This is a genomic window from Streptococcus pseudopneumoniae, from assembly GCF_001072925.1.
In the GTDB taxonomy this organism is placed as follows: Bacteria; Bacillota; Bacilli; order Lactobacillales; family Streptococcaceae; genus Streptococcus; species Streptococcus pseudopneumoniae_Q.
The window spans coordinates 1-20,109 of the sequence record NZ_JVHE01000008.1; the positions used below are offsets into that span (position 1 = coordinate 1).

Sequence of the window (20,109 nt, forward strand, 5' to 3'; positions counted from 1 at the left end):
CGAACCTACGACATCATGATTAACAGTCATGCGCTACTACCAACTGAGCTATGGCGGATTAAATAGTCCGTACGGAATTCGAACCCGTGTTACCGCTATGAAAAGACGATTTCTTAACCAACGGACCCTCTACCTGTAGCAGATATAACCATTATATCAATTTATCAAAAATTGTCAATTACTTTTTTTGGTTTTTAGACATTAGTTCTCTCAATTTTTTAGTTTTTAGGCGAGAGATAGGACAACGATGATCTTCATAAAATACAACTTCCATTTTTTTACGATCAATTTCTCTCACATTACCGATATTGACTAAAAATGACTTGTGAGCTAGATAAAAACGTTGGGTTTCCTTATCCTTTTCTTGAATATCTGTCATTGTTCCGTAGAATTCTTTTGCAAAATTCTTACCTACAATTCGTAATTTATGAGAAGTTCCAGTTGTCTCAATGTAGAGAATATCATGATAAGGAATACAAAGATCATTTCCTTTATAACTATAATCAAAATAATCAACGACTGATTGGTTTTCAAGTAAAGTAGTTTTAGTGTAAAGCACACAGTCGGCAACTCTATTTTTAAAAACTTGATCACTGGTTTCTTTATCAATGAAATCCAATGCTGAAACTTTGTATTTATAAGTCAAGGTAGCAAATTCAGATCGACTTGTAATAAAAACAATAATGGCATAAGGATTGCGGTGACGAATAAATTGAGCAACCTCAAATCCTTTTCTCTCAATCCCATTGATATCAATATCTAGAAAATAAAGCTGATTAACTTCATCATGCTCTACATATTCCATAAACTCTCTCACTTTTCCTGTTGTTTTATAGGAGATAGGAATATTTGTTTCCTTAGATATTTTATTCAAAGTTGTTTCCAACCTTACTTGGTGTTCTATAATATCTTCTAAAATCAATACTTTCATATCAGTTCCCTCTTAAATCTAATTACTTGTTTAAATACATCATTATCAATTTCTGTTTCTAAAATAACATTGTCATATTTTCCTAAAATTTCTTTAACATTATTAAGTCCAAGTCCTCTATGTCTTCCTTTAGTTGAAAATCCTAATTCAAATAAATCTTCGGATTTTACCTTTCTTTTTTTACAAGAGTTTTGGATGACAACTAAGGTTTCAAGATCCAACTTGATAATAGCTACCTCTAGTTGTTTCTGATAGCTTTCAACTGCCCCCTCAACAGCATTATTGAGCAGAACGCTCATCACGCGCACCAAATCTAACAATTCCATAGATAAAGGTGTAATAATATCTTTTACCTCTAATGTGTACTCTACATCATTAGTTTTCGCATTGACAATAGATTGGGCAATCAAACTACGAAGTGCTGAATCCTCAATATTGTTCAAATCGAAATAGGTATACTTATCTGAACGTAATTTTTGATTTGCTTTGACAAGAACTTCACTGTAAACTCTGTTAATTTCTTGTAAATCTTTACTTTCGATCGCCATTCTTAAGCTGACAAGCATTCCTGTATAGTCATGACGAAAACCACGAATTTCATTATATAAGGAAACAATCTCATCCGTGTAAGTTTGCAAGTGTTTTTGCTCAAACTTCTTTTGTTCCAATTCAATTTCTTTTTCTATCTGAACTTTGTGAGAATTCATGGAGAAAAAGGTCAAAAGTAGGCCAACAAAAACAATGGATGATAAAATACTTCCAAAACCATTTAAGTGACGAATCGTACTCACAATATCTGAAGTGAAAGAGACAACGTGTAGAAAAATAAATGTAAAGAGCACTTTCTTCAGAAAAGGATATAGATAGTCTTTATCAAAATATTTAAATTCGAGATGGAAATAAGAAACAACAACTTTAATAACCAAATAAGTTAAGATCAGGATAAATAGAGAAAAATAATTGTTATACTTCAATGCAAACTCATCTCCTGTAATAGATGATAAGGTTACTGATAAAAAGTTATTAGTACTATTATATAAAAGAGAAAATAATAGACTGATAAAAATTCCCTTAGATTTCTCATACTTCTTAAATCCAACAAAGTAACCAAATAGGAGGAAAGGAAATAAAAATTTAGACAAACCAAAACTATCTAAGTTCAAGAAATGGAGAGTTACTTCTAATACTAATGGTAGTAGAAAGATATAAAGACTAAAAAAATATTGGTCTTTTCTAGTTGCTTTACAAACCCATTCATGAATTTTACTAATAATAAAAACATAAACAATAGCAATTACTAATCCGAATAAATCCATTATTTCCCACCTTTATTTTTACTTACTTACTTTTTGAAAAAAGAAAATTATTTATTGTATACATAGGTCTCCATTCCCCACCTCTAATTTCCTGCAGTTCTTTTTCGTTCAATTCTTGGAAATCTTTCATTTGAGCAAAATCTGTATTCTTTTTCATAATATAAACTCCTATAATGTTTTTCTTGTAAATTAACTTACAAAAATATTATATAAAATCTACGATACCTATAGAGAATTATTTCTCAAATGCTCAAATTTTATTCTGAAATGTCAAATTTTTACAAAAAAAGCTGGGATTTTTTCCCAGCTTACGATTTAACACTGATCCCAGCAGGATTCGAACCTGCGACCGTTCGCTTAGAAGGCGAATGCTCTATCCAGCTGAGCTATGAGACCTTACTAATCTATCTTATCAAAAAAAGCTAGCTTAGTCAATCATCTATTTATGATAGGGAGAGCCCTGTTGAATCGAAAACGCTCTATAAATTTGTTCTACTAAGACTAATCTCATTAGTTGATGAGGAAGCGTCAATCTACCAAAACTAACAGAGAGATTGGCTCTCTTTTTCACCTCTGGAGATAGTCCTAAACTCCCACCAATGATAAAAGTGATTGTTGAAAATCCATTGATAGAAGCTCTTTCAAGCTGCTTACTGAACTCTTCAGAAGAAAAAGTTGTTCCTTCAATAGCTAAAACAACTACAAAATCACGTCCCCCTACTTTAGCAAGAATGCGATTCCCTTCCAACTCCAAAATCTTTTGATTTTCAGATTCGCTGGCCCGATCTGGTGTTTTTTCATCAGCCAACTCAATCATTTCTAGATTAGCAAAGCGTGAAATTCTCTTGGAGTATTCTGCTATGCCATCTTTGAGATATTTTTCTTTCAGTTTTCCAACTGTTACCACTTTAATTTTCATTCTTCTATTCTAACATATTCACACTCAATTTCACATCTTATTCACAGATAAGATTTTGAAAAACTTCAATAAATTCACAGTTTTTCGAAAGTTATCCACAGATTGTGAAAAACTTTTTTGTTTTTAAGCTTGGATTAAGTTAGCTATTTTATACTTTCATTGATAAAAAAACATGGAGGCTTCTATGAAAAACTTAAAAACTAGTTCCAAAAAATTGGGACAACTTTTATTAGTCATTCTCATTAGCTTTTTTAGTGGGGTTTTAGGTACTTTTACAACATTGCAGCTCAGTCAAAAACAAAATAGTGGTACGACAACTACAACGACTGTCAGCAAAACAGCTGTAAAAAATGAAAACTCAACTACACAGGCAGTCGATAAAGTTAAAGATGCTGTTGTATCTGTCATTACTTACTCATCAAATTCTCAAAATAGTTTACTCGGATCTGATGAAACTGATACAGATACCAATGCTGAACAAGTATACAGCGAAGGTTCTGGGGTCATTTATAAAAAGGAAGGGGATACTGCCTACCTTGTAACCAATACTCACGTTATTAATGGCGCTAAAAAAGTTGATATTCGTTTAGCAGATGGCACAAAAGTCCCTGGTGAAATTGTGGGTTCTGATACTTATTCAGATATTGCCGTTGTAAAAATTGCTGCAGATAAGGTCACAACAGTAGCCGAATTTGGTGATTCTAGTCAACTAACAGTTGGAGAAACAGCTATTGCAATCGGAAGTCCTCTAGGTTCTGAATATGCCAATACTGTGACACAGGGGATTGTATCAAGTTTAAATAGAAATGTATCTCTAAAATCTGAAGACGGACAAGCTATCTCAACCAATGCTATCCAAACAGATACAGCTATTAACCCTGGGAACTCAGGTGGTCCTTTGATTAATATCCAAGGTCAAGTTATCGGTATTACATCAAGTAAGATTGCCTCTAATGGTGGAACATCTGTCGAAGGTCTTGGTTTTGCCATTCCTGCAAACGACGTAATCAATATTATTAAGCAGTTGGAAAAAGATGGAAAAGTAACTCGACCTGCTCTTGGAATCCACATGGTTAACTTATCAAATCTTAGTACAACTGATCTTCAAAAACTAAAACTTCCTGGAAATGTTACTTCTGGTGTAGCTATTCGTTCTGTTCAAAAAAATATGCCTGCCAATGGACATCTGCAACAATATGACGTCATTACAAAAATAGATGATAAAGCTATTTCTTCCACTACTGAATTGCAAAGTGCTCTATATAGTCATTCTATTGGAGACAGTATGACTGTTACTTACTACCGTGATGGTAAGGAAGAAACAACAACTATTAAATTAGATAAAAGTACTAGTGATTTAGATAAGTAGTTTACAGATATGTAAAGTTGCTTTACAGAATATCTAAGTTGTGTTAATGTAGAATTATGGAAGAATTTAAAATTGTTCAAATAAAAGATATTCAAAAAAATCCCTATCAACCTCGTAAGGAATTTTCAGAAGAAAAAATTCAAGAACTGGCACAATCTATTAAGGAAAACGGCTTGATTCAGCCTATTATCGTTAGAAAATCTCCAGTACTTGGATACGAAATTCTAGCTGGAGAAAGACGGTATCGTGCTTCAATTGCTGCTGGACTTTCAGAAGTTCCAGTCATTGTTAAGCAACTTTCTGATCAAGATATGATGCTTCATTCTATCATTGAGAATCTCCAACGAGAAAATTTAAATCCTATCGAGGAAGCTAAAGCATATCAATCCTTAATTGATAAAGGTTTTACCCACACAGAAATTGCTGAAAAAATGGGGAAATCTCGACCTTATATTACAAACCTAGTTCGATTGTTAGGATTACCTAAACATATCCTGACAGAAGTTGAAAGTGGTAGACTTTCTCAAGCTCATGCTAGACTCCTCATTCAATTATCAAGTGATAAACAAGATAAACTCTTGAATCGTATTCAAACTGAAAATCTCTCTGTTCGACAAGTTGAACAAATACTACAAAAAACGAAGAAGAGCAGCAAAAAAGAAAAAGACCACTTTGTCAAAGACGAAGAGCAAAAATTGAAAAAAATACTCGGATTAGATGTTCAGATTAAGCTACAAAAAAAAGATAGTGGTAAAATTTCAATTTCCTTCCATAACCAAGATGAATACCAACAATTTATTAACAGCCTGAAATAAGGCTGTTATTTTAGTATTCTTAACGAACATGGTTATCCACTGCATTTTAGTTTTTAAAAGCCCAGTATTTCAGAATTTTTCTTAGTTATCCACATTTTGTGGATAACATTTAAAAACATTGTTAATTGTTTTCCACAACTTGTGGAAAAATAATCTTATCTATGGTAAAATGATTCTATCAATAAACCTTTTAAATTCTATAGTAAAGGAGGAGGAAATCATTGAAGGAAAAACAATTTTGGAATCGTCTTTTAGAACTTGCACATGATAAATTAACTCAGTCAGTTTATGATTTCTATATTTTAGACGCAAAACTGGTTAAAGTTGAAGAAAATACTGCAACGATTTTCTTACCCCGCGATGAAATGCAGATATTCTGGGAACGAAATATCAATGGGATACTTTTAGCAGCAGGTTTTGAAATCTATGATACTGAAATAAAAGCTCATTATATCTTCACGAAAGTTGAAGAAGCTAGCTCACAAGTAGCTTTCGAGTCTGAACCTGGCAACGATTATCAACCAAGTCAATCCACTATTCCATATTCTGAAACTGGACTCAAGGAAAAGTATACTTTCGATAATTTTGTTCAAGGGGATGGTAATGTTTGGGCTAAGTCTGCTGCTTTGGCTGTTTCTGAAGATCCAGGATTAACTTACAATCCTCTATTTATCTACGGAGGGCCTGGACTTGGAAAAACTCACCTGTTAAATGCCCTTGGAAATGAAATTCTAAAAAAGAGCCCAAATGCGCGTGTAAAATACATACCTGCTGAAAGTTTTATTAATGAATTTCTAGAGCATTTGAGACTTAATGATATGGAAAAATTCAAGAAAACTTACCGTAGTTTAGACCTCCTACTCATTGATGATATTCAATCACTTAGTGGAAAGAAAGTACAAACTCAGGAAGAGTTCTTCAATACATTTAATGCCCTTCACAATAATAATAAACAGATTGTTTTGACGAGCGATCGTAGGCCTGAACATTTAGAGAGTCTACCTGAACGTCTGGTCACGCGCTTCTCGTGGGGATTAACGACAGATATCACACCACCTGATTTTGAAACACGTATTGCTATTTTACAGAGTAAGACTGAACATCTCAACTATCATTTTCAGAATGATACACTCGAATATTTGGCTGGACAGTTTGACTCTAACGTGCGAGAACTCGAGGGAGCACTCAACGATATCAGCCTAATGGCCAAAGTCAAAAAGATTAACGATATCACAGTTGACATTGCAGCTGAAGCTATTCGTGCTCGTAAACAAGACGTTAGCAAAATGATCGTGATTCCAATTGATAAAATCCAGACAGAAGTTGGAAACTTCTATGGTGTTAGTGTCAAGGAAATGAAAGGAACTAGACGTGTTCAAAATATCGTTTTAGCCCGTCAAGTTGCCATGTATCTAGCCAGAGAAATGACTGATAATAGCCTTCCTAAGATTGGAAAAGAGTTTGGTGGTAAAGACCACACAACAGTCATTCACGCTCATGGAAAAATCAAATCCATGCTTGAAACAGATGATAATTTACGTATAGAAATTGAAAACATCAAAAAGAAAATTAAATAACTTGTGGATAACTTTTTAAAAAGACTCTTATTTATCCACATCTTTCAAACAAGGCTCTGTCCTTGAGTTTTCTTGATTACAAGTGTTTTTCCACAGATTTCACACGCTCTATTATTACTATTATCCTTCTAATAATAAAAAGAATAAAGGAGAATCCATGATTCATTTTTCAATTAATAAAAACTTATTTTTACAAGCTTTAAATACAACAAAGAGAGCTATTAGCTCAAAGAATGCAATTCCTATTTTATCGACTATAAAAATTGATGTTACCAATGAAGGAATTACCTTGATTGGATCAAATGGTCAAATCTCAATCGAAAATTTTATCTCGCAAAAAAATGAAAATGCAGGTCTCTTGATTAACTCTTTAGGTTCAGTTCTACTGGAAGCTTCTTTCTTTATCAATGTTGTTTCAAGTCTTCCAGATGTAACACTTGATTTTAAAGAGATTGAGCAAAAGCAAATTGTCTTAACTAGTGGAAAATCAGAGATTACTCTTAAAGGAAAAGATAGTGAGCAATATCCACGTATTCAGGAAATTTCTGCAAGCAATCCTTTAGTTCTTGAAACAAAACTTCTTAAAAAGATTATCAATGAAACAGCTTTTGCAGCTAGTACCCAAGAAAGCCGTCCTATTTTGACAGGTGTCCACTTTGTTTTAAGCAACCACAAAGAATTAAAAACAGTTGCGACAGATTCTCACCGTCTCAGTCAGAAAAAATTGACACTTGAAAAAAATAGCGATGATTTTGATGTTGTCATCCCAAGTCGTTCGCTACGCGAATTTTCAGCTGTTTTTACGGATGATATCGAAACAGTAGAGATTTTCTTCGCCAATAATCAAATTCTCTTTAGAAGTGAAAATATTAGCTTCTACACACGTCTCTTAGAAGGAAATTATCCAGATACCGATCGATTGATTCCAACAGATTTCAATACAACAGTGACTTTTGACGTTGCTAAACTACGCCAGTCTATGGAACGTGCTCGACTCTTATCAAGTGCGACACAAAATGGTACTGTTAAATTAGAAATCAAAGAAGGAGTTGTAAGTGCTCATGTTCATTCTCCAGAAGTAGGGAAAGTAAACGAAGAAATTGACACTGAAAATGTAAGTGGTGCTGATTTGACGATTAGTTTCAACCCAACTTATTTGATTGAAGCACTAAAAGCTTTGAATAGCGAAAAAGTTACAATCAGCTTTATTTCAGCAGTTCGTCCATTTACTCTAGTTCCAGCTGATACAGATGAAGATTTCATGCAGCTCATCACGCCAGTTCGCACAAATTAATGGAAAGAGGTTGAGCCTAGCTCGCCTCTTTTATGATATAATCGAAAAAGAAAAAGGAGATTAACTATGTATCAAGTTGGAAATTTTGTTGAAATGAAAAAACCACACGCTTGTACAATCAAATCAACAGGTAAAAAAGCCAATCGTTGGGAAATTACCCGTGTTGGTGCAGATATCAAAATAAAATGTAGCAATTGTGATCATGTGGTCATGATGAGTCGCTATGATTTTGAAAGAAAAATGAACAAAATCATCGACTAGGAACCCCATAGTAAGAGGGTTAGCAAGTTTTCCCTTTTTGTGTTATAATATTGAAGATTGAAATGTGAACGGAGAATGAGAAACTATGGCTTTAACAGCAGGTATTGTAGGTTTACCAAACGTTGGTAAATCAACCCTATTTAATGCAATTACAAAAGCAGGAGCAGAGGCTGCAAACTATCCATTTGCAACCATTGATCCAAACGTTGGAATGGTAGAAGTTCCAGATAAACGCCTCCAAAAATTGACGGAAATGATTACTCCTAAAAAGACAGTTCCAACAACCTTTGAATTTACAGATATTGCAGGGATTGTAAAAGGAGCATCAAGAGGAGAAGGTCTTGGGAATAAATTCTTGGCCAACATCCGTGAAGTTGATGCGATTGTTCATGTGGTTCGTGCTTTTGATGATGAAAATGTTATGCGTGAGCAAGGTCGTGAAGATGCCTTTGTTGATCCGCTAGCAGATATTGATACTATTAACTTAGAGTTGATTCTTGCTGATTTAGAATCAGTCAATAAACGCTATGCGCGTGTAGAAAAAATGGCGCGTACGCAAAAAGACAAGGAATCAGTTGCAGAATTTAACGTTCTCCAAAAGATTAAACCTGTTCTTGAAGATGGAAAATCAGCACGTACCATTGAATTTACAGATGAAGAGCAAAAAGTAGTCAAAGGTCTTTTCCTTTTGACCACGAAACCAGTTCTTTATGTAGCTAACGTTGATGAGGATGTGGTTGGAGACCCAGAATCTATCGATTATGTGAAACAAATTCGTGAATTCGCAGCAACAGAAAATGCAGAGGTAGTGGTTATCTCTGCGCGTGCTGAAGAAGAAATTTCTGAGTTAGACGATGAAGATAAAAAAGAGTTTCTTGAAGCTATTGGTTTGACAGAATCAGGTGTGGATAAGTTGACTCGAGCTGCTTATCACCTACTAGGACTTGGAACTTACTTCACAGCTGGTGAAAAAGAGGTTCGTGCTTGGACCTTTAAACGTGGCATGAAAGCTCCTCAAGCTGCTGGTATCATCCACTCAGACTTTGAAAAAGGATTTATTCGTGCAGTGACCATGTCTTATGACGATTTGGTAAAATACGGTTCTGAAAAGGCTGTAAAAGAAGCTGGACGTTTGCGTGAAGAAGGAAAAGAATATATCGTTCAAGATGGCGATATCATGGAATTCCGCTTTAACGTTTAATAACATTTAATAAATAGTGTCAATTAGGTTGGAAAAAGATTCCAACCCTTTTGGCTTTTGAAAGGAAAAATAAATGACCAAATTACTTGTAGGATTGGGAAATCCAGGGGATAAATATTTTGAAACCAAACACAATGTTGGCTTTATGCTGATTGACCAACTAGCCAAAAAACAGAATGTTACCTTTACACACGATAAGATATTCCAAGCTGAGTTAGCCTCATTTTTTCTTAACGGTGAAAAAATTTATCTGGTGAAACCGACGACTTTTATGAATGAAAGTGGAAAAGCTGTTCATGCATTGTTAACCTACTATGGTTTAGATATTGAAGATTTACTGATTATTTACGATGATCTTGACATGGAAGTCGGAAAAGTTCGTCTTCGTGCTAAAGGATCAGCTGGTGGTCATAATGGAATTAAGTCGATTATTCAACATATCGGTACACAGGTTTTCAATCGTGTAAAGATTGGTATTGGTAGACCTAAAAAAGGAATTTCTGTTGTTCACCATGTTTTGAGTAAGTTTGATCAAGAAGATTATATTGGCATTTTACAGTCAATTGACAAGGTTTACGATGCTGTAAATTATTATTTACAAGAAAAAAACTTTGAAAAGACGATGCAGAAATATAATGGGTAAGGAAATGGCATTAATCGATTTCTTTTTAGAGAATAAACAAATCCTATCTTGGCATGAGAACTTACCACAGAAACAAAGACAATTATTACTAGGTCTTTCTGGCTCAGCAAAATCGTTAGCGATTGCTAGTAGTCTGAAGAGTCAGGATAAGGTTTTAGTGATGACTTCCACATATGGAGAAGCTGAGCGTCTGATTAATGATCTAATCTCCATATTAGGTTCTGATCTTGTTTATCCATTTCTAGTAGATGATTCACCAATGGTTGAATTTTTGGTATCATCTCAGGAAAAGATTTTTTCTCGGGTTGAAGCTTTGCGTTTTCTAAGAGATGAGTCTCAAAGAGGGATTTTAGTTTGTAACGTCGCAGCTAGTCGAGTATTCTTGCCGAATCCTCAAGTTTTTGATGATAGTATCTTAGAACTTCAAGTGGGGCAAGAATGCGAACAAAGAGAATTAAAAAATCACTTGATTTCTCTTGGTTATAAGAAAGTTACACAAGTTCAAAGTCAGGGAGAATTTAGCCTTCGTGGAGATATTCTAGACATATTTGAAACCTCTCAAATATGTCCTTATCGGATTGAATTTTTCGGTGATGAGATTGATGGCATTAGAGAATTTGATACTGAAACTCAATTATCAAAAGATAGTCAAACTCAAGTACTAATCTATCCAGCTAGTGATATTTTGTTAACGAATGAAGATTATCATCGTGGTCAGAAATTTTTAGAACATGAGATTGATAAGGCACTTTCTCCAACTTTAAAGTCTTACCTAGAAGAAGTTTTTAGTTGTACGAAAGAGCAAGTTCTTCATGTAGATATTCGCAAGTTTTTGTCTGTATTTTATAAAAAACAGTGGACCTTGATAGACTATTTGAATCAAGTTCCTGTTATATTTGACGATTTTCAAAAAATCATGAACCAGTACGATGCTTTTGATAAGGAAACAGCTAGCTACTTTACAGAAGATTTACATAATAGTAAAGCAGTATCAAGTTTACAATATTTTGCTGATGTAGAAAGTCAGTTTAAAAAATATGTACCAGCGACTTTCTTTTCAAATTTTCAAAAAGGCCTTGGAAATTTGAAATTTAATAATCTGTACCAGTTCAATCAATATCCTATGCAAGAGTTCTTTAATCAGTTTTCTTTTCTGAAAGAAGAAATTGAACGTTACATAAAATTAAAGTATACGATTGTTCTTCAATCAAGTAGTAAAACTGAACTAAAGAAACTGTCAACGATTCTTGATGAATACGATATTAAAGTTGATAATAGTAATGAAAGTGAAATCTGTAAAGGAACTGTCAATCTTATTGAAGGAAATCTGCGACATGGGTTTCATTTTGTAGATGAGAATCTTATATTTATTACTGAATATGAAATTTTTAAAAAGAAGATTAAACGCAAGTATCGAAGACAAAATATCAGTAACTCTGAACGATTAAAGGATTATAATGAACTCCAAAAAGGAGACTATGTTGTTCATCAAATCCATGGTATTGGTCAATATTTAGGGATTGAAACGATTGAAATCAAAGGAATTCATCGAGACTACGTAAGTGTCCTATATCAAAATGGTGATCGTATTTCTATTCCTGTAGAACAAATTCAAACCTTATCTAAATATGTTTCAAGTGATGGAAAAGCTCCAAAGTTAAATAAACTAAATGATGGACGTTTTAAAAAAGCGAAGCAAAAAGTAAAGAGTCAAGTTGAAGATATTGCAGATGATTTAATTAAGTTATATGCAGAGAGAAGTCAACTTAAAGGTTTTGCATTTTCAAAAGATGATGAAGACCAAAACGCTTTTGACGAAGCTTTCCCATATGTAGAGACTGAGGACCAACTTCGAAGTATCGAAGAAATAAAAAAAGATATGCAGGCTCCTCAACCGATGGACCGACTATTAGTTGGAGATGTTGGTTTTGGTAAGACAGAAGTTGCTATGCGAGCTGCATTTAAGGCTGTCAATGATCATAAACAGGTTGTCGTTTTAGTGCCAACAACTGTTCTTGCTCAGCAACATTACAGTAATTTTAAGGAAAGATTTGAACAATTTGCTGTCAACGTAGATGTTTTGAGTCGTTTCAGAAGTAAAAAAGAACAGACTGAAACACTTGAGAAATTAAAAAAAGGTCAAGTAGACATCTTGATAGGGACCCATAGAGTCTTGTCTAAAGATGTTGAGTTTGCTGATTTGGGGTTGATGATTATTGATGAAGAGCAACGTTTTGGTGTTAAGCATAAGGAAGCTTTGAAGGAATTAAAAAAGAAGGTTGATGTCTTAACCTTGACAGCTACACCAATTCCTCGAACTCTTCATATGTCTATGTTAGGTATCCGAGATTTATCAGTCATCGAAACTCCTCCAACCAATCGATATCCTGTACAAACCTATGTCCTTGAACAGAATGATCGTGTGATTCGTGATGCTGTATTGAGAGAAATGGATCGTGGTGGTCAAGTTTACTATCTTTACAACAAAGTTGACACTATTGAAAAGAAGGTTTCAGAGTTACAAGAACTTATTCCAGAAGCTTCTATTGGTTTTGTTCATGGTCAAATGAGTGAAGTGCGCTTAGAAAATACACTTCTTGATTTCATTGAAGGACAATATGATATTTTAGTAACTACAACAATCATTGAAACAGGTGTAGACATTCCAAATGCTAATACCTTGTTTATAGAAAATGCAGATCATATGGGTTTGTCAACCTTGTATCAATTAAGAGGTCGTGTTGGTCGTAGTAATCGAATTGCTTATGCTTATCTCATGTATCGTCCAGATAAAACTTTGACAGAAGTTTCTGAGAAGAGATTAGAAGCTATCAAAGGTTTCACTGAACTGGGTTCTGGTTTCAAAATTGCTATGCGTGATTTATCCATTCGTGGAGCTGGGAATCTTTTAGGAAGCTCTCAGTCTGGATTTATCGATTCTGTTGGTTTTGAGTTGTACTCTCAGTTGTTAGAAGAAGCAATTGCTAAGAAAAATGGAACTGACAAAAAGCGTGAAAAAGGAAATGCTGAGTTAATTCTACAAATTGATGCTTATCTTCCAGATGAGTATATTTCAGATGAACGACATAAAATTGAAATTTACAAGAGAATTCGTCAGATTGACAATCGTGTCAACTATGAAGAATTACAAGATGAGTTGATCGATCGTTTTGGAGAATATCCAGATGTGGTTGCTTATCTTTTAGAAATTGGATTAGCCAAAGCATATCTTGACAAAGTATTTGTCAACCGTGTAGAAAGAAAGAATAATAAGCTTGTCATTCAGTTTGAAAAAATATCGCAACAACTATTTTTAACACAAGATTATTTCCAGGCTCTTTCTCAGACAAGTTTGAAGGCAAATATTTCAGAAAATCAAGGTTTAATCGAAGTTGTTTTTGATATTCGTAATAAAAAGGATTATGAGATTTTAGAAGGTCTTTTAACTTTTGGAGAATCATTAGCAAATATAAAAGATTCAAAAGAGTCGAATTAGGTAAAACATTTTTCTTCTATAAAAGGGATAAAAATGGTACAATAATAATTTGAGGTAATAAAAATGAGATTAGATAAATATTTAAAAGTATCAAGAATTATTAAGCGTCGTACAGTAGCTAAAGAAGTTGCAGATAAGGGACGTATCAAGGTAAATGGTATTCTTGCTAAGAGTTCTACAGATTTAAAAATCAATGACCAAGTTGAAATTCGTTTTGGAAATAAATTGTTGCTCGTAAAAGTGTTAGAAATGAAAGATAGCACTAAAAAAGAAGATGCTGCAGGTATGTATGAAATTATCAGCGAAACAAGGGTAGAAAACGATGTATAAAAAAATTGTACAAATGAATAATTCTTTTATTCAAAATGAACACCAACGTCGTAAATACTTGATGGAAGAACGACAAAGACGAAATCGTTTTATGGGCTGGGTTTTGATTTTGATTATGTTGTTGTTCATCCTACCAACCTATAATTTGACTCAAAGTTATCAGCAACTACTCGAACGTCGCCAACAGTTAGCCGATCTGAAAAAACAGTATCAAGAATTGAGCGATGAAAAAGATAAAGAATCGAATCTTGCAACCAAATTAAAGGATGAAACATACGCAGCCAAGTATTTGCGTGCAAAATATTACTATTCAAAATCATGGGAGGAAGTTTATACTATTCCAGACTTACTTCCTAGGTAATGTAAAATGGAAAATTTATTAGATATTGTAGAAAAGTTTTTAAGTCAATCAGATGAAAAATTAGAAGAGTTAACTCAAAAAAATCATCTGTTACGGCTACAAGAAGAAGAGGAAAAAAAGAATGCGTAAATTTTTAGTGATATTACTACTTCCTATTTTTTTAAAAAGTGTCCAAGTAGTAAGCACTGAGAATCCAGTTATCATTCCAAACCAAGAAGTTTATTCCTTAACCCACGCTTCGTATCATTTTTACTATCAAGATGTTATAGAATCTCCAAAATTTTATGGTGAAACGTCTGTTTATTCTACAGAAGATTTGATTAAAGAATCAGGAAAAGTCAATGCAGATACAAAATTATCTGTTTTAGAATGGAGATTAAATAAACAAGGACAGCCTGTCTTTAAATTGTCAAATAATCAATTTGTGATGGCTGATAAACGACTTTTATACGATAGTTCCATCGTAAACGATTTTTCTAAACGAGTATGGTTAGAACCAGGATTTGTCGTTTATAATAGTCCTTATGATCAACAAGAATTAAAGTCTACTTTAGCAGCTTATCAAGAGGTTGAAGTAGATATGTCTATTTTTGCTGGTGGTCATGAATTTTTACATATCAAACAAATTGGTTGGATTTCGACGGATTACATTTCCAACGATGACAATCGTATCCAGAAAGTTCAAGAGTTGTTATCTGCGAATTATCAAAATGAACAGTTTTCTATTTATGTTAAACAATTAAGCACGGGTAAGGAAGCTGGAATTAATGAAGATCAAAAAATGTACGCTGCTAGTGTTATGAAATTGCCTTATCTTTATTATGTTCAAGAAAAAATCAATCAAGGTGATTACCAACTTGACACGAAATTGAAGTACATTTCTGAAGTAAATGATTTCTCTGGTTCTTATAAACCTGAAGGAAGTGGAAGTCTCCCTAAAACCGCGGACAATAAAGAGTACACTCTCAAAGATTTAATTACAAAGACAGCGAAAGAATCTGACAATGTAGCTCATAATATTCTTGCTTATTATATTACGAATAAATCAGATGAAACCTTTAAAAAAGAAATGGCTACTATCGCAGGTGAAGAGTGGGATGTGACAGATAAGTTGGCTTCAGCTAGAATGGCTGGTCAAGTTATGGAATCTATTTACAATCAAAATGGTTTTGTTTTAGAATCTCTATCGCAAACAGCTTTTGATAATCAGCGGATTGCTAAGAATATTTCTGCTAAGGTAGCCCATAAAATTGGGGATGCAGATGAATTTAAACACGATGTAGGAATAGTCTATACAGATTCTCCTTTCATTATTTCAATCTTTACCAAAAATTCTGATTATGATACCATTTCTAAAATTGCTAAGGATGTCTATGAGGTCCTAAAATGAGAGACCAAGATTTTTTAAATCATTTTCTAGAAAAAGGTTATTTTAAAGATCATTCACGAGTTGTACTAGCCTTGTCTGGTGGATTGGATTCGATGTTTCTCTTTCACCTCCTATCAACTTATCAAGAAGAACTCGGGATTGATTTGTTTTTAGCTCATGTGAACCATAAACAACGATTAGAATCGGATAATGAGGAATATGAATTAATAAAACTAGCTGAACAAGTTGGAGTTCCAATTTACGTAGCTCATTTTACTGGAGATTTTTCAGAAGCAAATGCTCGTCAATTTCGCTATGATTTTTTTAGAGAAGTAATGGAGAAAACGTCATCTACAGCTCTTGTAACAGCTCATCATGCAGATGATCAGGCTGAGACGATTTTTATGCGAATGATTAGGGGTGTTAGATTACAACATTTATCAGCTATTAGAGAAAGACAAGAGTTTGATAAGAGAGAATTAATTCGTCCTTTGCTGTCTTTTTATAAGAGGGATTTTCCTGAAGTTGAGCATTTTGAAGATAGGACGAATAAAGAAAATCATTATTTTCGCAATCGAGTTCGTAATATTTACTTACCACAACTGGAAAAAGAAAATATTCAGGTAAAGAGAGCGTTTTTAGAGTTTGGAAAAGAAGTATCTGACTATCAAATTGCTCTGACTGAATTATCTCAAACAGTCAATGTGGAAGATTTAACTCAGTTTTTGTCTTTTAGTGAATCAACACAGCGAGTTTTACTACAACAATACCTTAGTTGTTTTGCTGATTTAAATGTAACAAGAGAACAATTCCAACAGGTCCATCATATTTTAAGAACCAAGAGTCAATATCGTCATCGTTTAAAAAATGGTTATGAACTTGTAAAAGAATACCAACACTTTAAAATTTGTAAAATCAGACCAAAGTCTGATGAAAAAAGTAGTGATTGTGTGTTAGACTATCAAAATCAAGTTCATTATGAAGGTTATTTATTTTCATTTGGAATCCCTCTAAAAGGGGAAAATGTTCAAAAGATAAATGTTTCTCGTGAAACATCGTTGATTTTACGGCATCGACAGCCAGGTGATTATTTGATAATAGATGGTCATCGTAAAAAACTAAGACGACTTTTTATTGATTTAAAAATTCCTAAAGAAAAACGAGAAAAAGCTATTATCATTGAGCAATTTGGAAAAATTTGTTCAGTTTTAGGAATTGAAATCAGTAATTTGAGTAAAAAAATGAAAAATGATATAATGAACACTGTACTTTATATAGAAAAAATAGATAGGTAAAATCATGTTAGAAAAAGATATCAAGAAAATTTTGATTTCACAAGATGAAATTACAGCAGCAGCTAAAAAATTGGGTGCTCAGTTGACAAAAGATTATGAGGGAAAAAATCCGATTTTAGTTGGAATTCTAAAAGGTTCTATTCCTTTTATGGCAGAATTAGTGAAATATATTGATACACATCTTGAAATGGACTTTATGATGGTCTCTAGTTATCATGGTGGGACTGTAAGTAGTGGTGTCATTAATATTAAACAAGACGTAACTCAAGATATTAAAGGTCGACATGTTGTCTTTGTAGAAGATATTATTGATACTGGTCAAACCTTGAAGAGTTTGAGAGATATGTTTACTGCAAGAGAAGCAGCTTCTGTTAAGATTGTCACAATGCTTGATAAACCAGAAGGTCGTAAAGTAGAAATCGAAGCAGATTATACATGTTTTACAATTCCAAATGAATTTGTTGTAGGCTATGGACTAGACTATAATGAAAATTATCGTAACCTTCCTTATGTAGGTGTATTGAAAGAGGAAGTTTACTCAAAATAGAAGGGTAAGTATTTGAATGCAAAAACAAAATAATGGTTTCATAAAAAATCCATTTCTTTATTTGTTGATGATTTTCTTGCTAGTGACAGGCTTCCAATACTTTTTTGCTGGCAGATCCGCTGGTCATAGTCAACAAATTAAGTACTCAGAATTGGTTCAGGAAATCACTAACGACAATGTAAAAGAAATGACCTACCAACCAAGTGGTAGTGTTATTGAAGTGTATGGTGTCTACAAAACTGCTAAGACAGAGAAACAGGAAACGGGAATTCAATTTTTTACACCCTCTGCTACAAAAGTAGAGAAATTTACAAGTATTGTCCTCCCATCAGATACAACTGTAGCGGATTTGCAAAAGTTAGCAAGTGAACATCAAACAGAAATTGAAGTGAAACACGAAAGTTCAAGTGGTATGTGGATTAACATCCTAGTTTCAGTAGTGCCATTTGCTATCTTATTCTTCTTCCTCTTCTCTATGATGGGAAATATGGGTGGAAATAGCGGACGTAATCCAATGAGCTTTGGACGTAGTAAAGCTAAGGCTGCTAACAAAGAGGATATTAAAGTTCGCTTTTCAGATGTCGCAGGCGCAGAAGAAGAAAAACAAGAACTTGTTGAAGTTGTTGAATTCTTAAAAGATCCAAAACGATTTACAAAATTGGGTGCCCGGATTCCAGCTGGTGTTCTCTTAGAGGGGCCTCCGGGAACTGGTAAGACATTACTTGCCAAAGCAGTCGCAGGAGAAGCTGGTGTACCATTCTTTAGTATTTCAGGTTCTGACTTTGTAGAAATGTTCGTCGGTGTCGGTGCGAGCCGTGTACGTTCTCTCTTTGAGGATGCAAAAAAAGCAGCACCAGCTATTATCTTCATCGATGAAATTGATGCCGTTGGTCGCCAACGTGGTGTTGGTTTAGGTGGAGGTAATGATGAACGAGAACAAACCTTAAACCAACTCTTGATTGAAATGGATGGTTTTGAAGGAAATGAAGGAATTATTGTTATTGCGGCAACAAACCGCTCCGATGTTCTTGATCCGGCTCTACTTCGTCCAGGCCGTTTTGATAGAAAAGTATTAGTTGGTCGTCCAGATGTTAAGGGACGCGAAGCAATTTTGAAAGTCCATGCTAGAAATAAACCTTTAGCTGAAGATGTAGATTTAAAATTGGTAGCACAACAAACTCCAGGTTTTGTTGGTGCCGATTTGGAAAATGTATTGAACGAAGCAGCTTTGGTTGCAGCTCGTCGCAATAAATCAGTGATTGATGCTTCTGATATTGATGAGGCAGAAGATCGTGTTATCGCTGGACCATCTAAGAAAGACAAGACTGTTTCACAAAAAGAACGTGAATTGGTTGCCTACCATGAGGCAGGACATACCATTGTCGGTCTAGTATTGTCAAATGCCCGTGTTGTTCATAAAGTTACCATAGTACCACGTGGACGTGCAGGCGGATATATGATTGCACTTCCTAAGGAAGACCAAATGCTTCTATCTAAAGAAGATATGAAAGAACAATTAGCTGGCTTAATGGGTGGACGTGTAGCTGAAGAGATTATCTTTAACGTCCAAACAACTGGAGCATCTAATGACTTCGAACAAGCTACTCAGATGGCGCGTGCAATGGTTACAGAGTATGGTATGAGTGAAAAACTTGGTCCAGTACAATATGAAGGAAGTCATGCCATGTTTGGTGCACAAACCCCTCAAAAATCAATTTCAGAACAAACAGCTTATGAAATTGACGAAGAAGTTCGTTCATTATTGAATGAAGCACGAAACAAAGCTGCTGAAATTATCCAGTCAAATCGTGAAACTCACAAGCTAATTGCAGAAGCATTATTGAAATACGAAACATTGGATAGTACACAAATTAAATCTCTATACGAAACAGGAAAGATGCCTGAAACAGTAGAAGAGGAATCACATGCACTATCTTATGATGAAGTAAAATCAAAAATGAGTGAAGAAAATTAATTATCTTAAATACTATAAACAGAGGAGGCACAAGTTTTCTCTGTTTTTTTATAAAAAGTTAAGGGAACTCAAATTTAAATCAAAGATTTCGATATATAGAAAATAAAATACAAGTTTACCTATGTCAATGCTCTCTTAGAGGAAATGATTCAAATTTTCTGAAAACAAGAATGCAACAGTTACTTGAATAATATGAAGAAATGTTTTCAAAAAATGATATGTGTTTCATAAAAAACAATTATTGTAAGAAAAAAATTAACCGAAACTCTGGACAGACGAACGGTTTAAAGGCCGCAAAGCCCTTCTCAGAGAGCTGAAGGCAATATTACAAGACTTCTAAAAAAAATTTAAAAAAGGTGTTGACAAAGCAAAAAAAGTCGGTATAATAGTAAGAGTTGAAAATAACAACT

19 protein-coding genes and 1 tRNA gene are annotated in these 20,109 nt (G+C 34.0%); 15 read left to right on the plus strand and 5 right to left on the minus strand.

The annotated features are described in order from the left end of the window. Positions 1-178 precede the first annotated feature (178 nt). The 5 genes from comE to rlmH form a co-directional block, all read right to left on the minus strand. Positions 179-931: a competence system response regulator transcription factor ComE gene (gene comE, locus ADH81_RS00245; RefSeq protein WP_049525660.1), complete on the minus strand. Its 753-nt coding sequence runs from the start codon at positions 929-931 to the stop codon at positions 179-181. After that, entirely contained in the window at positions 928-2,247 is a 1,320-nt protein-coding gene (gene comD / locus ADH81_RS00250) for a competence system sensor histidine kinase ComD (protein WP_049525662.1), read from the minus strand. Before comD ends, comE begins: the two co-directional genes overlap by 4 nt. A 22-nt stretch (positions 2,248-2,269) precedes the next feature. Next, positions 2,270-2,404 carry a ComC/BlpC family leader-containing pheromone/bacteriocin gene (locus ADH81_RS10530; protein WP_080979250.1) on the minus strand — a complete coding sequence of 45 codons (135 nt, stop codon included), beginning with the start codon at positions 2,402-2,404 and terminating at the stop codon, positions 2,270-2,272. 165 nt (positions 2,405-2,569) lie between these two features. Further along, positions 2,570-2,643: transfer RNA gene (locus tag ADH81_RS00255), tRNA-Arg, on the minus strand. A gap of 43 nt (positions 2,644-2,686) precedes the next feature. Then, the gene (gene rlmH, locus ADH81_RS00260) at positions 2,687-3,166 is read right to left on the minus strand and encodes a 23S rRNA (pseudouridine(1915)-N(3))-methyltransferase RlmH (protein ID WP_049525665.1); all 480 of its coding nucleotides are present in this window, start codon (positions 3,164-3,166) and stop codon (positions 2,687-2,689) included. 184 nt (positions 3,167-3,350) lie between these two features. Here rlmH and ADH81_RS00265 point away from each other — a divergent pair, with 184 nt between their 5' ends. From ADH81_RS00265 to ftsH, 15 genes are all read left to right on the plus strand, one after another. Further along, the gene (locus ADH81_RS00265) at positions 3,351-4,535 is read left to right on the plus strand and encodes a S1C family serine protease (RefSeq protein WP_049525667.1); all 1,185 of its coding nucleotides are present in this window, start codon (positions 3,351-3,353) and stop codon (positions 4,533-4,535) included. A 56-nt stretch (positions 4,536-4,591) separates the two neighbouring features. Then, positions 4,592-5,350 (plus strand): ParB/RepB/Spo0J family partition protein, encoded by a 759-nt coding sequence (locus tag ADH81_RS00270; protein ID WP_049508355.1) that lies wholly within the window; start codon positions 4,592-4,594, stop codon positions 5,348-5,350. A 221-nt stretch (positions 5,351-5,571) separates the two neighbouring features. Beyond that, entirely contained in the window at positions 5,572-6,927 is a 1,356-nt protein-coding gene (gene dnaA / locus ADH81_RS00275; protein WP_049525669.1) for a chromosomal replication initiator protein DnaA, read from the plus strand. A 157-nt stretch (positions 6,928-7,084) separates the two neighbouring features. Then, positions 7,085-8,221, plus strand: coding sequence for a DNA polymerase III subunit beta (gene dnaN, locus ADH81_RS00280; protein WP_049525671.1), 1,137 nt, complete (start codon positions 7,085-7,087; stop codon positions 8,219-8,221). A 66-nt stretch (positions 8,222-8,287) separates the two neighbouring features. Continuing rightward, positions 8,288-8,482 (plus strand): DUF951 domain-containing protein, encoded by a 195-nt coding sequence (locus ADH81_RS00285; protein WP_000285188.1) that lies wholly within the window; start codon positions 8,288-8,290, stop codon positions 8,480-8,482. An 85-nt stretch (positions 8,483-8,567) separates the two neighbouring features. After that, positions 8,568-9,683: a redox-regulated ATPase YchF gene (gene ychF / locus ADH81_RS00290; RefSeq protein ID WP_049525672.1), complete on the plus strand. Its 1,116-nt coding sequence runs from the start codon at positions 8,568-8,570 to the stop codon at positions 9,681-9,683. Between the two features lie 73 nt (positions 9,684-9,756). Next, a complete protein-coding gene (gene pth, locus ADH81_RS00295) occupies positions 9,757-10,326 on the plus strand; it encodes an aminoacyl-tRNA hydrolase (protein WP_049525674.1) in 570 nt (189 codons plus the stop codon). Then, entirely contained in the window at positions 10,319-13,822 is a 3,504-nt protein-coding gene (gene mfd / locus ADH81_RS00300) for a transcription-repair coupling factor (protein ID WP_080979251.1), read from the plus strand. The genes pth and mfd overlap by 8 nt, the downstream gene beginning before the upstream one ends. Before the next feature lie 63 nt (positions 13,823-13,885). Further along, complete coding sequence (locus tag ADH81_RS00305) at positions 13,886-14,152, plus strand: RNA-binding S4 domain-containing protein (protein ID WP_001234970.1); 267 nt, start codon at positions 13,886-13,888, stop codon at positions 14,150-14,152. Beyond that, positions 14,145-14,513 (plus strand): septum formation initiator family protein, encoded by a 369-nt coding sequence (locus ADH81_RS00310; RefSeq protein ID WP_000277028.1) that lies wholly within the window; start codon positions 14,145-14,147, stop codon positions 14,511-14,513. Before ADH81_RS00305 ends, ADH81_RS00310 begins: the two co-directional genes overlap by 8 nt. A gap of 6 nt (positions 14,514-14,519) precedes the next feature. Next, complete coding sequence (locus tag ADH81_RS11505; RefSeq protein WP_049525677.1) at positions 14,520-14,642, plus strand: SP_0009 family protein; 123 nt, start codon at positions 14,520-14,522, stop codon at positions 14,640-14,642. Next, the gene (locus tag ADH81_RS00320; RefSeq protein ID WP_049525678.1) at positions 14,635-15,903 is read left to right on the plus strand and encodes a serine hydrolase; all 1,269 of its coding nucleotides are present in this window, start codon (positions 14,635-14,637) and stop codon (positions 15,901-15,903) included. The genes ADH81_RS11505 and ADH81_RS00320 overlap by 8 nt, the downstream gene beginning before the upstream one ends. Continuing rightward, a complete protein-coding gene (gene tilS / locus ADH81_RS00325) occupies positions 15,900-17,177 on the plus strand; it encodes a tRNA lysidine(34) synthetase TilS (protein WP_049525679.1) in 1,278 nt (425 codons plus the stop codon). The genes ADH81_RS00320 and tilS overlap by 4 nt, the downstream gene beginning before the upstream one ends. Positions 17,178-17,181: 4 nt before the next feature. Continuing rightward, complete coding sequence (hpt, locus tag ADH81_RS00330) at positions 17,182-17,724, plus strand: hypoxanthine phosphoribosyltransferase (protein ID WP_049525681.1); 543 nt, start codon at positions 17,182-17,184, stop codon at positions 17,722-17,724. Positions 17,725-17,740: 16 nt separating this feature from the next. Beyond that, positions 17,741-19,699 carry an ATP-dependent zinc metalloprotease FtsH gene (gene ftsH, locus ADH81_RS00335; protein WP_049525683.1) on the plus strand — a complete coding sequence of 653 codons (1,959 nt, stop codon included), beginning with the start codon at positions 17,741-17,743 and terminating at the stop codon, positions 19,697-19,699. Positions 19,700-20,109: the final 410 nt, after the last annotated feature.